This is a genomic window from Rhizobium freirei PRF 81 (assembly GCF_000359745.1).
GTDB classification, from domain to species: Bacteria; Pseudomonadota; Alphaproteobacteria; order Rhizobiales; family Rhizobiaceae; genus Rhizobium; species Rhizobium freirei.
Genome location: NZ_AQHN01000001.1, coordinates 23,770 through 36,810 on the forward strand (window position 1 = coordinate 23,770; position 13,041 = coordinate 36,810).

At 55.9% G+C, this 13,041-nt stretch carries 11 protein-coding genes and 1 pseudogene; 5 read left to right on the plus strand and 7 right to left on the minus strand.

All coding sequences use genetic code 11. The features are described from left to right. Window positions 1-10 precede the first annotated feature (10 nt). The gene (gene tnpC, locus RHSP_RS00110; RefSeq protein WP_004118315.1) at window positions 11-1,576 is read left to right on the plus strand and encodes an IS66 family transposase; all 1,566 of its coding nucleotides are present in this window, start codon (window positions 11-13) and stop codon (window positions 1,574-1,576) included. A gap of 914 nt (window positions 1,577-2,490) precedes the next feature. On the opposite strand, the gene RHSP_RS00120 is transcribed toward tnpC, so the two are convergent. After that, window positions 2,491-3,477, minus strand: a complete 987-nt coding sequence (locus RHSP_RS00120) for a GTP pyrophosphokinase (protein ID WP_004106943.1) — start codon at window positions 3,475-3,477, stop codon at window positions 2,491-2,493. Then, window positions 3,474-4,532, minus strand: coding sequence for a nucleoid-associated protein (locus RHSP_RS00125; protein ID WP_004106946.1), 1,059 nt, complete (start codon window positions 4,530-4,532; stop codon window positions 3,474-3,476). The genes RHSP_RS00120 and RHSP_RS00125 overlap by 4 nt, the downstream gene beginning before the upstream one ends. A 514-nt stretch (window positions 4,533-5,046) precedes the next feature. Here RHSP_RS00125 and RHSP_RS00130 point away from each other — a divergent pair. Then, the gene (locus RHSP_RS00130; RefSeq protein WP_004106948.1) at window positions 5,047-5,310 is read left to right on the plus strand and encodes a hypothetical protein; all 264 of its coding nucleotides are present in this window, start codon (window positions 5,047-5,049) and stop codon (window positions 5,308-5,310) included. A 538-nt stretch (window positions 5,311-5,848) separates the two neighbouring features. Further along, entirely contained in the window at window positions 5,849-6,601 is a 753-nt protein-coding gene (locus RHSP_RS00135; RefSeq protein WP_004106949.1) for a hypothetical protein, read from the plus strand. A 407-nt stretch (window positions 6,602-7,008) separates the two neighbouring features. Here RHSP_RS00135 and RHSP_RS00140 read toward each other — a convergent pair whose 3' ends face one another. Further along, on the minus strand, window positions 7,009-8,310 hold the full coding sequence (locus RHSP_RS00140) for an AAA family ATPase (RefSeq protein ID WP_240535328.1): 1,302 nt from the start codon (window positions 8,308-8,310) through the stop codon (window positions 7,009-7,011). A gap of 3 nt (window positions 8,311-8,313) precedes the next feature. Between RHSP_RS00140 and RHSP_RS35400 the strand changes: the two genes are divergently transcribed. Then, window positions 8,314-8,643, plus strand: coding sequence for a hypothetical protein (locus RHSP_RS35400; protein ID WP_240535329.1), 330 nt, complete (start codon window positions 8,314-8,316; stop codon window positions 8,641-8,643). Between the two features lie 224 nt (window positions 8,644-8,867). Here RHSP_RS35400 and RHSP_RS35040 read toward each other — a convergent pair whose 3' ends face one another. Beyond that, entirely contained in the window at window positions 8,868-9,275 is a 408-nt protein-coding gene (locus tag RHSP_RS35040; RefSeq protein ID WP_037148605.1) for a hypothetical protein, read from the minus strand. A gap of 59 nt (window positions 9,276-9,334) precedes the next feature. Here RHSP_RS35040 and RHSP_RS00150 point away from each other — a divergent pair, with 59 nt between their 5' ends. Further along, a complete protein-coding gene (locus RHSP_RS00150; protein ID WP_004106951.1) occupies window positions 9,335-9,646 on the plus strand; it encodes a helix-turn-helix domain-containing protein in 312 nt (103 codons plus the stop codon). A 506-nt stretch (window positions 9,647-10,152) separates the two neighbouring features. On the opposite strand, the gene olsC is transcribed toward RHSP_RS00150, so the two are convergent. The 3 genes and pseudogenes from olsC to RHSP_RS00165 all read right to left on the minus strand — a co-directional run bounded on the left by olsC (window position 10,153) and on the right by RHSP_RS00165 (window position 12,927). Next, a complete protein-coding gene (gene olsC / locus RHSP_RS00155; RefSeq protein WP_081615270.1) occupies window positions 10,153-10,998 on the minus strand; it encodes an ornithine lipid ester-linked acyl 2-hydroxylase OlsC in 846 nt (281 codons plus the stop codon). A gap of 415 nt (window positions 10,999-11,413) precedes the next feature. Further along, window positions 11,414-11,512, minus strand: a pseudogene (locus tag RHSP_RS35405) (CrcB family protein); the annotation flags it as partial. Window positions 11,513-11,556: 44 nt separating this feature from the next. Then, entirely contained in the window at window positions 11,557-12,927 is a 1,371-nt protein-coding gene (locus RHSP_RS00165; protein ID WP_004106957.1) for a voltage-gated chloride channel family protein, read from the minus strand. Between the last annotated feature and the right edge of the window lie 114 nt (window positions 12,928-13,041).

Below are 13,041 nucleotides of genomic sequence, written 5' to 3' on the forward strand. Positions count from 1 at the left end.
CAAGAATCTGATGAATCGAACTGGCGAACCGACTGTTGAGGAGCTGATGGCGCGCATTGCCGCGCTGCAGGCGGAAAACCGTCAACTTGCCGAGCGCGTCGTCAAACTCGAGGAAGAGCTGGCGCTTGCTCGCTCACATCGTTTTGCGCCGAAGAGCGAAAAGCACATTGATCGCCTCTTCAATGAAGCCGAACAGGTCGCCGGTGAGGATGACAGCGAAGAAGGCGATGTCGTCGATCTTCCGGACACCGGCTTGCCGCCGGCAGAAAAGCAGGAAGGCAAGAAGCGCGGCCGCCGACCGTTACCGGAAAACCTGCCGCGCGAACGCGTCGAATATGACCTGCCCGACGATCAGAAGGCTTGCCCCTGCTGCCATCACCAAATGCATCGCATGGGTGAGGCCGTTAGCGAGCAGCTTCATATCGAGGTGAAGGCAAAGGTCCTTCAGAATGTGCGGTTCAAATATGCCTGCCGGAATTGCGACCGCACCGGCATCAACACGCCGGTCATCATTGCGCCGATGCCCGCGCAACCCTTGCCGGGCAGCATTGCCACGGCCTCGACGCTAGCCTTCGCGTTGGTGCACAAATATGTCGATGGCACGCCACTCTATCGTCTGGCACAGGCCTTCGAGCGCGCCGGCGTTCCTGTCAGCCGCGGTGCTCTGGGGCACTGGGTGATCGGCTCGAGCGAGAAGCATCTCGTCCGCATCTATGACGCGCTGAAGCTGCGGCTTCGATCACAGTCTCTCATCCATGGCGACGAGACGACTGTTCAGGTCCTGAAGGAAAAGGACAGAGCGGCCACCGACACATCCTTCATGTGGGCTTATCGCAGCGGTGAGGACAGTGCCGAGCCGATCGTGCTTCTCGATTATCAGCCGGGCCGCGGACAGATCTATCCGCAGGCCTTTCTCGGCGATTACCGCGGCATATTGATGAGCGATGGTTATTCCGCCTGGCGCACGCTGGAGGGGGCCACCCACATTGGATGTATGGCCCATTCAAGACGGCGGTTTGTCAATGCTCTCAAGACGAGAAACAAACCCGGCGGCCCACCGGAGCAGGCCCTCAAGTTCTTCGAACAACTCTACCGGATTGAAAAGCAAGCGCGCGACGAAATACCGGATGACGGCGAAACGCGAGATCATTGCATTCGCCGCTTTCGCCAGGAACATAGCGTTCCCATCCTGAATGCCCTGAAAAAATGGCTCGATGAAATCGCCCCGAAGGTCTTGCCGGACAGCAAGCTTGGCGATGCCATCTCCTACACGCTGAACCAATGGGAATATCTGACGCGTTACACAAATGATGGCAGGATGCCGATCGACAACAACCTTCTGGAGCGTGACATCAGGATTTTTGCAACTGGCAGAAAAAGCTGGCTGTTCAGCGACACCGTCGATGGAGCAAAGGCCAGCGCCGTGGTCTACAGCCTCATGCTGACATGCCGGGCTTGCGGCGTCGAGCCACTGGCCTACTTGCGCCACGTCCTCACCGAGTTGCCGCAGCGCGCCGACGACGCCGACATCTCTGACCTGCTGCCATTCAACTTTCCAAAGGCCGCAGCGGCCTGATCAACGCAGAAACCGTTCCCAAGTCGAACACCGCGCCGGAATCGCGGGCGTCAACGTGCAGGGAAATGAGCGTTTACGATCAAAGCAAAAATGTCCTCGTTTGAATTTGGCGCCTATCGGGTTATATTTTTCGTCAGCAGCAGACAAAGATGCTTCCGGAAGGTCGCTGTTGCAAATGCACCTTTAGAAGGTGGGTACACCACGGTAAGGCACACACGTTCGGCGGCAACGCCATGGGAAGGGCTTCTTGCGGGAGCCTTTTTCGTTTCTATGGCCCTGAAAATCAGGGCCGGTGCTTCTCGCAGTATGGAGCAGGCGATGTCAGATCCCATTGTCAAAGCGATCATTGCGGCCTGTATCGGTTTGCAGTTGCGTTGCCGTGAAAGGGTAATCGCTTTAACGCTCCCAATCGTCGAGGATGCTAGCTTACGATCCGCAATTGAGGTAACTCGTAAGAATGTCCGGTTCTCTCGCGAACGCGTGAAATCACTGACCGCTACTGAACTCTGCGATGAGATCAGGCGAAGCTCCGAGAGCCTCGATCAAGCCGATACGACGCGGCCTACGAGATAGGGCATCCAGAATGCAGGACGATCACCAACGCGCACCCTTGTATTCGTAGAAGTCGAAGACTCCGACGACGATTCGATGAGCAGGCGGCAGAAAACCTTTCGCTTTCGCGTCAGCGACCATTTCTGCACCTACTTCGTCGGGATGTCTCGGAGAGAAGATGTGGTTGATCGGGTCCTCTAGGCGTATTGTGTGAAGCCGAGTCCGAGGTAGTATAATATGAAGTATCAGGTTCACTGTGACGGCGATTCATTGAGAATGTTCGCCTTGGACTGATCGGGAAGGTCGTGCTCGTAGCGTGGCGTATCGTTCGGACGTGAGCCAATGCCGCTATCGTGAACCCGCTAATGGATGCTTTCACCTAAATCGTTCAAGAGCGGTTCCATCTCAGCCTGGGTCAATGGCCAGGCCGTCTTTGCCTTTCTGGGAGATTTCCACACAGAAAGATAAACCAGAAGAACCGCTGGTTGATTGAATATTGGATTGTGGCGCTTGATATGGTCCTTGATCCGCTCCGCAATGAATGGTTTCTCAGCCAACAGGGAGTCCAATTCCGACCGATAATCTGCCCCAACCGTCTTCTCGTAGGCAGCAAGAAGGAGCCCCTCAAGCACGGATGGCTTAGGATCGATACCCAAGGCGTCGCGATATACGGATGACAGATCAGTTGTCATGTGACGGACGCTCGATAGCGCGACTTCCACATCTTTCGCAACCTTCTCAAAGTAATCGTTCGTTGCCTCGAGCAAAGCCATTGCTTTAGCAGCGTCGCGTTGCATGATCGGCGTCGCCGCGATTTGGGGCTTGTAGATGGTGTCGTGCGTTAACTCGCTATAAGCATGTTGCAGAATGGTCTTGATCTGCACTTCGCAGGGCGTGCCTGCTGGAATCAGTAGGTCCTCATATTCAAAATCAACGGCAGGCCGCACGACATAATGTACAGCCGCATAATCGAATTTTAAAGGGTTCCCTTTTTGTTCTTCTTCAAAATCTCGATCTTTTGAATGCTGCCAATGCTCAACAGAGGTAAGGACCTGTTCGACCTTTCGTATTTCGCTTCCGAGCAAGACAACGAATCGGGTTCCAACCTTGTCGGTTATATCGTCATATGGATTGGTATAATCTTTATTACGATAGAACGCCTTTTCGATCAGCTTCTGGCTTTCCTTGATTCTGGGCACAGCCGGGATACGAAGAAAATATTCCGGCTGTTGAGGCGCAACGATATCCGTAAGGCGGGACTGGATCTCCTGGGAGACTAGCCGCCCCCATGCGAAATAGATCTTCTTTTCGGCTTCCCAACGATCGAGGAATTCTTGCTCCCGCGTCACTCTTGAGCCTCTATCCGTCCGCGTATCGTTACCTGTGTCCAAGTCGCTCCGTGCTCGCCTTCGATGGCCTGTACGGTTACCAGGTCACGAACCGCATCCGGCGGCCCACTCAGGGTGATTGAACGCGCGAACTTGAATTTTCGAAGTCGGAGGCTTCCCGCTACTTCCGAGAGATCCTTTGCCACGGCAGCGACGGGGAACCTAACTCGTCGCATGTGTGTCAGATAATCTTCCGCGAGATCCTCGTCCATATATGTTTCCGCGAAACGCGACGTTTGAATTATATTACCCTGATCGAGCTTCAAGTAAACGTAGAGACCATTATAAAGATCTACCCTTCGCTCCTCGGCCAATTCTGCCGCGCGGATGAAAGCCTTTGTTTCCTCGAAAAACTTGCGCACTTGCTGGGCCGCGTTCACGGGTATGTCTAGGCCCAAGAAGCCGCTATAGAAATAGGTAGCAGCATTGTCGCGTTGCGACGCCGTCATCGCGCTGTCGTAAACGATCGCGCTCCATCCTTCGGGCAGTGCTGGACGAGGATGAGCGCCATCGCTGATGAATATGCCGATCTTATAAAGCTTTGTCTTGGGACTGAGGAATAGATCCGAGACGAATTGCGCTTGCAGGTCGTTAGTCTTGACGAAACCCTCATGCAACTCCGCCTTCATAACGGCGAAAAATGGCGCTGCCGGATTCCCAACCGTTCCGTCGAAAACGACGACCAGACCGCCTGGCATCTGCCTAGACGTCTGTGCGCTGGCGAGGGCGTCTGCGAACAACCTCGAATGCTGCGCAAAGCGATCGCTATTTGTAGCAAGGGCGTCAACGCCGTTCGCCAGCACACTTCCTTGCCCATGCACCCGGACTGACATCTCCATGCACTGCGACGAGCTCTGAAACGCTGCGCTCACTCTGCTCCGAAAGGCCTGCAAGGCCCGATCATCCAGCACGAGCAGACCGGCTCCATAGGTCGGAGGCACCACTGCTCCGCTATCTGCTCTCTGATACACCTCGTGCAAGCAAACTCGATTGATTGCCAAATTGTCTAGCGGCATAAGATCCTCGCATCGTCAGTGCAAGACAATTGAGAATAGAATTAGTGATTCTGCAAGAACAACTAATGCGCATAAAGACAATGAACCGCGTATATTCTCTGCTTGTTTGATTTTCGACGATCTGCCTCGTGGGAGCGGCTTCATGTTTTCACCACGAACTATGACCGATAGCTTGAGGAGGGTTGCGATCTTCCCGGCGTTCGAAAAATCGATAGGTTCGTCGGTGCGCTAACTTCTGTCGTTCGGGCTTCGCGTATTCGATGAGCGGCAGGCTTGAGTCCTTTCCGGCCATGACGAGGGGCGCCCAGACGACCCCGCAGTTAGGTCGAAAGGTTTTTGACAGCAGCAATGCGCAGTCAACCTCACCATTGGAAGCCGCATTAGTGGCGACCCACAACGAGCTTGGCTAGGTGCCATTCTTCGCTGATCCAAATCGGGCACTCGTGCCCTAGCTCAATGACGAATCCTTTAATAGAAATAAGGCAGCGTCGCCCGAAACAACAGGGAGATGCACATGTCCATCGGGAACAACCCGAACGTCATCAAGGTCACCGGCACGATCCGGGAAATCAACGGAAGAACTTTCATGGGCCGTAATGGCCTGGATGTCATCGACGACATCTGGCACTACGCCTATGTGATCGTCGAAAATACGAGCGGTGAGCTTCTAAAATTTGAGCGGGTTACCACTAACGAGAAGATCGATCCCGAAATCGAAGTCGGCAATACCTGTACGTTCTATTTCCGACGGATACCGCCCCGCCGCTTAGGGTGTTAATCGTTCCCAGTACGGTCGGAACGACCACCTGATGGATGGTGTCATGGGCAAAGCGCCGAGCTTGAGAGAAACTCGGGCCATGGCCCCAGCCGCCCGCGGAGGCAGGGACAACGCCGACCATCAGCGCTGCCGAACTCAGCATCGTAACGTAGATCGTGGTAATCTTCCTCAACGAAGTCTCCATCTGTTAGGTTGCCGCACCTCTGCCGACAGTCCGCCGAGAGAGGTGGTCGCCGCGGCACGTAGCCGCGGCGCATCGGTTACTTGAACCAGGCCAAACCGCCGGTGTTCGTCCAGCCGCCGGCCTGAGCAACGGTGCCCTGGGCCGCGATGGCGCCGAGGGTGATGAGGGTTGCAACGAGGATGGTGCGCATTTCAGGGCTCCTATTTCTGTTCGTTGGCGAGTGATTTCGCTTTCGATGTCGTCACAGTAACATATTGTTTTTAAAAAGGAATTTTTATAATTTCCTAGATTATAGAAGGTGTGCTTAAGATCGTAGATGAACTACCTACTATCGCGACGTAGAAGGGGGACCCAATGCCCAAAGAACCTGACACGCGCCCGCAAATACCGATGCATCTCAACACTGTGATGGCGGATGAAGCGGCCGACTTGATAGAGAAATTCAAGGACTGGTATTGCCAGCCGGGGACGCGCGCTAAGGTCGAGGAATGTGTCCCCCGGACCAGGGATTTCCTGCTCAAATATGATCACACGCCCACTATCCATGGAGGCATCGGAGAGTGTGAACCTTGGATTCGACTGGAAGACGTGCCCCTGCCTGATCTTGACGAAACCGATGATCAGATGAGACTTGATCTCCGGTTTTCCGCATTGCGGCTGAAGACCTTTGCAGAAGGTGCTTCTCGCTTTCTCGGCATTTTGAATGAGATCGAGGGACTTCCGAAAAACGCGAACAGCTACAACGACAAGTCGACGAACTTGGCCGAATGGTTTCTACATGAGAGATTGATGAGGACCTATCTGCAGCTCGTGGCGGACGGAAAAGATCCTAAAGACGGGTCCAGCGTGAAGCTCCAAGATCTCCTCCACACGTATCTTTACCAAGATGGGGCTCAGCAAGGGCCGATCCGTGCTAAGGTCGTGCAAATGGTGTCACTAGGCCTGTGGGATGCTGATCCCCCGACAAACAATCGCGCGTGGAGGATTCGTGCGGGGATCGTGGCGGTCCGATTTCACTATGACGTCTTCACCCCAGTGGTGGCGAAATTCAAACCGTACCTGACTGGTGGGTATTCGAAACGGGAGGCACAAGCAGATGATCTATGATCCAATTCGGGACGACCCTGATGTAAAGGCCCAGCTATATGAAAAGAGAATGCGCCCGACTTGGGAAGCCGAGCGAAGTCGCCTTAGGGTACACTAATACGGGAGAGCTCAGCGACGACAACACCATCGGTGTCGACATACACCGCTGCCATTGGGCCCCGTTTGAAGACGCTGAACAATACTTCACCTGCCCCTTGGAGACGTTCGGTAGACCGGATGATAATCTCCTGTTCACCCGCCCCAGCCGAGCCAGTGTTTCCGACACGAAGCATCGGGCATGAGGACTGGCAACCGGGTGGCAAGGATATCACGGGCGGAATGACCACCAAGCTCTGCATCGACGGGTTCGAAACGTGTAGGGGGTGCAATGCTCAATCTATCTACTAGACTGCGCTGTCACGACGTCATCACTGCAACCGTGCATCTCGTTTGATCTCCATTCGCCGATCGACGACAAGCTCGGCAGCCATTCTCATCAGTCTGGCCTTCTCTTTGCCAAGCAATTCCTTGGCGGCTCGATATTCCTTACTGAGGATACCGCTGATCTCCGCATGAAATTCCATCGTGGGCATGAAGCCCGCTGCAATCCTCTGCTGGTCGGCATGGAATCTCAGGCTTTTGCCCATCCCATAAGAAAGAACCATTTTGCTCGCGATTTGCGTCGCCGTGTCGAGGTCGGACCCGGTTGCGCCCGCGCCTCCGATCGAACGAGAGCCTTGGACGACCTCCTCTGCAGCCATGCCGGCGAGCGCAATGCGGATTCGAGCGAGAAGCGTTGCTTCGGTGGGAAGAACGGTTTCCGTCATCTGATAGTGCACCCTTCCGCCTTGCTGGAGGTCGACACGTTCTTCGAGAACGCTGTCCTCCAGCTCCACGACGAGTTCATCGACCAACCTGCTCGCCAGCGCGACGATAGCGTGACCGCATTCGTGCACGGCAATGCGATGGACCGCAGCTTCCGGAAGCTTTCTCCTCGCGGGAAGACTCGTTTTCAGGTCCTCCAGCGTCACCGCGCTCCCCCTGCTTCGCGCGCTGCGCTTCGCCTTCCGTGCCAGCTTCTGAAGATCGGCTGGCGTCGCAGTGCGAAGGCCGTCAGTGACGCTTCGAACCTGCGAGACGTCGACGACCTGTGAGACGTGATGACATAATATCGCGGCCCGTTCCTCGTCGTTGGGAAGATCGAAGTAGAAATGCTCTTCGAAGCGCCCAGATCGAAGTACGGCTGGATCTATGTCCTCCAAGCGGTTGGTCGCCCCTAGGAGAATGACCCCCTCGATATCGACCAGCCCGTCGGTCAGCTCCAGGAAGCAGTTGACGACATTGGACTCGTAATACGCGTTTCGCCCACGGGATCCCCGTCTCCCGATACCATCGATTTCGTCGATGAAAAGGATCGCGCACTTCTTCGAGCGGGCCTCTGTGAAAGACGCCCGCATCGCCTTGAGCATATCGCCCAAGTATCCGTCGCCGCTGGCCTGCCAAGCTGCGACGGACGTCGCGATCAATGGAATCTCGAGTTCGGCCGCGAGCGCCGCGGCGAAGAATGTCTTACCCGTCCCCGGAGCCCCCGAAAGGATTGCACCGTGGTCGACATCCTTCCAGCCCAACGTGCCGGCTTTCCAGTCCCGCAAGTCCCTTTTAAGCTCGGCGACCCAGGTTCGAGCTATAGCGAATCCTGGAAGCCCGCTGAGTCTAGGAATCTTGTTCACGCTTTGCCGCGCATCTACGAGTGGGAAATCGGTCTCCGACAACGATTGACGGCCTGCCAAGGATTCGATTGTGTTCATATCCTGCTGTGCAAGCTTTCGCAGGAGATCGCGCGGAAGCGGAGGAAGTCCCGCGAGCCTGCGCCCCGCTGCAATGTGTCGCGCCGTCGGCGACCGGACATCGATGATCACATCCGCCGCGCGGCGCACATTTGCCGGTACGATATCGAACGAAGTGGTGAGAACAATCAATTGATGATGCACGCCGAGCGTATCGATCCGTTCATCGTTCCGTTGCTTCGACGAAGGCTCGATGACATGAACAAGCCGGCGTGACACGTCCCTTTGGAAGAGAACCCTGCGCTCGCCTGTAATCAGGAGCTCGGCAGCTCGCTCATACCTTCGGATCCACCTGGCCGAGACTATCACGACAAAGATTCCCCGCGTGTCGTGCCTGAATTGGCAGAAGGGTCTCAAGGTCGCCCGGAGGGAGCAAGTGGAAAGAAAGAGGCCGAGATTCCGTTTTAGTTCCTTGAACGCCGCGGCGGTGATCCGATGTTTCATACCCGGCCTCCTCGATCTTCGATCGAATTCAACCTGTACCAGCGGTTCTTCGTTCGCCCGAAAAGCTGTCCATCGCATTCGAGGAAGGCGTATATCTGACTGGTGACAATCCTCTCTCCATCGGGGAGCTTCGGATGGCCAAACGCGATGCCTTCCAAACATGATACGTGCCCTATTGAAAGGCTGTATCCTTCGAGCGTCGGCAGCGCGTCTCCCAGGTCGCTCGCGCGGAGCGTGCCCATCTCAACGCGCCGAAGATCTCTAAGAAGACTCTCAAGCCGGTCGATTTCCACCGATAGCCGCGAACTCATGATTCGTGATTCCATTTCTTCACCATGCCCAAAGGATTCGCTTGGCGTCATATTTGACGCCAATGGCGTCTTCTTTGACGCCCAAAGCTTCATTGGTCAAGATCTCTTTTCGCCGATTTGATCGGCGTTCTGATCCATGCCAATGAATCCTTATGTTGGTAGTGCCCGCGATCATTCTTAAACTCGCCAGGGAATTCCTCGGGCTCTCCCAGGATGAGGTCGAGGCGCATACTCACGTTTCACGATCGACCATCCAACGGGTCGAACGGGGACGCGGCGGAGTGCTGAATTCTGCGGTCGAATTGCAGAAATTCTATCAGAACAGTGGCATCGAATTTCTCCCACCGACCAGCGGAGCCGGTTGGGGCCTTGTCAACAACAACGCGGTTGGTGATGACTTTCGGCTCAACAAGCTGGAGAGTGTGGTGGTGCGCAACAGGTCGGTCCAAAAAGAAGGCAGGTAGTCTGGACCACTTGCTCCCGACCTCCACTCGGCGGTCTCTAACCGGACTCTGCGCTTGCCCTCCGCTTTCGGAACCTGCAATTCGAAACGCGTGCTCTTGTTTGAATGAGTTACCTTTGGTAGCTTGCCGACGCAACAAGGGAAGAGCACCAATAACGGGCCGACGTACCCTCCGGCGAAATCGAATGACTCCGCTGCCTCGTAGCTAGAATGCTTGAAGCAGGCACCTCTCCGGCCTTACTGCTTCCAAGTCAAAAATGTTCAGACAACTCCGCTAAGTCAGAAATTTTCAATTCGTGTGACCATTTTCGCTGATGATAACGAAAGCGTACATCGAGTTGGGACATCTAAGGTTCGCCCGCGAAGCTTCATCGAGCGAACCAATTTTTTCTTTTAATACAATGGAATAGGAGGCACTGACCCTTTCAGGATGAGGCAAAAATTTTCAATTTTAAGTCATCCTAAATTCAATCGGTCAGTTTTCGTTAAACTCGCCGGCCAAGGCGATCAGGCCTTCGGGCGGTTTCTGAACGCCTCGGCTTCAGCGTAAAACTTCTTTTCCCATTCCTTGTGATTGTCGAGGCCTTCCTTGATGAAGGGCGTGAAGATCGCCAGGTTCATCAGGGCCCAGTTGACGATGCGGGCCGGGAACTTCAGCGGCTTTACGAAATCGACGAAGAGCACCACGCGGGTCTTGTCGGAATGGTTCCAGGCTTCATGCTCATAGGCGTCGTCGAAGATCAGCGCCTTGCCTTCCTGCCAGTGACACACCTGCTTGTCGACGCGGATAGCAAGCTTCTCGTTCGGCTCCGGCACGATGAGGCCGAGATGCAGGCGCAGCACGCCATTATACGGGCCACGATGGGCGGGGAGATGCTTGCCCGGCTCGAAGATCGAGAACATCGCCGTCGTCAGGCCGGGGATCTTCTGCACAGCCGCCCAGGTATTCGGGCATGCCTTGATGTTCTGCTCGGACTTCACGCCGAAACCGAGGAGGAAGAAGGTCTTCCAGCGGGTATCGGTCGAAATCGTTTTCACGTCGGTGGAGATGTCCTGGAAAGTCGGCAGCTCGCTCTGGCGCAGCAGCACCTTTTCCAGCTCGGCGCGGATTGCGGGGTAATCCTTCTCGATCTCTGCAGCCCAAGGGAAGGTCGCCGTGTCGTAAACAGGCGGATTGCCGAGCTTGGCGTATTTAAGATTGAGGCTTTCGGCCCAGGCGACGATGCCCATGAAAAAGCGCGTCATGGCGCTGGGGCGATCCATCGGCGCGATGCCGGCCGTGCCGAAGGTCTGTTCCGGAGTATGAGATTGGTTGGAAGTGGGAGCAGGTGCGCTCAAGGGGCTCTCCGTCATGTCTGTCTTTAAGGGCTGCCTGGGAGGAAGTTGCCGGCCCGGAGGAATGCAAATCCCGAAGGGGTAGCAGGCTTAGAACTTGGGATATTCGCCTGCCCCTTCCCGATTGACACCCAACTCCTTTGTTATGCGGTGATTGCAATAGGCGATTATATGAGTTGATAGGTCGAATTTCGCAAGAGAGTCCGTTCGCAACGAGCGGTAGTTTGTGATGGAAGGAATCCCTGGCAATTCCCGGAGGCATTCACCTCAGAATCGGCAAAAATACGGCGAAATCCGCCGACCCTCTTTCGTTAAGCCGATTGAGCGTGAATTATTAGCCGGACAATTGCAAGTCCGCTATCAAAGCCACAATCGACAGGAAAACGGACAAGGCAATATAGGCGATGGACGGTATCCACAGGCCGCACTCTCAGAGCACCACGCTTTCCAGCGCAAAGGTCGAAAATGTCGTGAATCCGCCGAGAACACCCGCTGTCAGAAGCAACCGCACCTCCTGCGACATACCGCCGCGAAAGGCGACAAAATGGAACACGACGATCTCCCGTCGTCCTTGCATTAAAGCTTTTCGATCTTGTGGACATTTTCCCGCCGCGTCTCCAGGTGGCGTTCGCGAATGTGGCGAAGCGGCATATCGGCGAGGATCTCTCCGGAGGCCGCGGTCTTGGCAATGCCGAGACGCTGCGACAGATAGATGCTGGTATGGCCGCTGCAGATATAGGCAAGGAAGCAGGCGACGGCGAGATAGACGGTATGCGTCGCGCCGAAAAGCTCGATGCCCATGATCATGCAGGCGAGCGGCGTGTTGGTTGCCCCGGCAAACACGGCAACAAAGCCCAGCGCGGCAAAGAGATCAGCCGGCGCGCCGAGAATGGCGGCAAGCACGTTGCCGAGCGCTGCACCGATGAAGAACAACGGCGTCACCTCCCCGCCCTTGAAGCCGGCGCTGAGCGTTACGATCGTAAAGACCGCCTTCCAGAACCAGCTCCAGTAATCGACATGAGCCGGATCGAAGAAACCGAGGATCGTCGTATCGCCTGGGTTGGGCGACCAGACGCCAAGCCCGAGATATTCCCGAGTGCCAAGCAGATAGACGAGCCCGATCAGGATCGCACTGGCGATAACGGGCCTGAGCGGCGCATAGGCGCATAACCGCTTGAATGCCGCAGAGGCCCTGTGCGAGACCTCGCTGAAGGAACGCGCCATCAGGCCGAAGAGTACGCCGGCGATGCCGACCTTGAGGAGCAGCAAAGCATCCAGATGAAAGCTGCTTGCCGGTGTACCGGCGAGATAGCCGATCTGATACTGGATATGCTCGATACCCCAGGCATGGCATGCCCAGTCGGCCGCGATCGCAGCCGCAAGGCTGGGGATCAGAGCCTCATATTGCATTCGCCCGATCGTCAGCACTTCGAGCGCAAAGACCGCACCCGCGATCGGCGTGCCGAAGACCGCGCCGAAGCCGGCGGCTATGCCCGCCATGAGGAGAATTCGGATCTCCGCGTGGCTGAGCCTGAAGAGTTTTGCAAAGGCGCTGGCAATACTGCCGCCGAGTTGCACCGCCGTTCCCTCGCGCCCCGCCGAACCGCCGACCAGATGCGTCAGAACCGTCGAGACCAGAATGAAGGGCGCCATGCGCAAGGGCACTCCGCTGCCCGATTCATGGATCTGATCGACGATCAGATTGTTGCCGCCTTCCGAGCCGCGTCCAAAATGCTGGTAGACCAGGACCATCAGGAAGCCGGCGGCCGGCATCAGAAAAATCAGCCAGGGATGGTCGAAGCGCGCCGCGGTCGCTTTGTCCAGGCTCCACAGAAACAGGGCGCAGAGCGAGCCGACGACGACGGCCATCGGCACGACCAGAAGGATCCATTTGAACAGGCTGCGAAATTGCTGAAGACGATGTTGAAAATATGCGGATGCGGACATCAGTTTGCCCCTCCCGCGAAGCCGGCGGACGGTTTCCCGGGGATACCAGATAGGAAACATGAGTGGAATAACGGCAGGAAAACAGACATGACTCTACTCCTTCGCCTTTCAGGC

Coding starts and splice junctions, on each gene's coding strand:
- tnpC (WP_004118315.1), top strand. CDS start 11: ATGAATCGAACTGGCGAACCGACTGTTGAGGAGCTGATGGCGCGCATT.
- RHSP_RS00125 (WP_004106946.1), bottom strand. CDS start 4,532: ATGCCGCTAGACAATTTGGCAATCAATCGAGTTTGCTTGCACGAGGTG.
- RHSP_RS00130 (WP_004106948.1), top strand. CDS start 5,047: ATGTCCATCGGGAACAACCCGAACGTCATCAAGGTCACCGGCACGATC.
- RHSP_RS00135 (WP_004106949.1), top strand. CDS start 5,849: ATGCCCAAAGAACCTGACACGCGCCCGCAAATACCGATGCATCTCAAC.
- RHSP_RS35040 (WP_037148605.1), bottom strand. CDS start 9,275: ATGAAGCTTTGGGCGTCAAAGAAGACGCCATTGGCGTCAAATATGACG.
- RHSP_RS00150 (WP_004106951.1), top strand. CDS start 9,335: ATGTTGGTAGTGCCCGCGATCATTCTTAAACTCGCCAGGGAATTCCTC.
- olsC (WP_081615270.1), bottom strand. CDS start 10,998: ATGACGGAGAGCCCCTTGAGCGCACCTGCTCCCACTTCCAACCAATCT.
- RHSP_RS00165 (WP_004106957.1), bottom strand. CDS start 12,927: ATGTCCGCATCCGCATATTTTCAACATCGTCTTCAGCAATTTCGCAGC.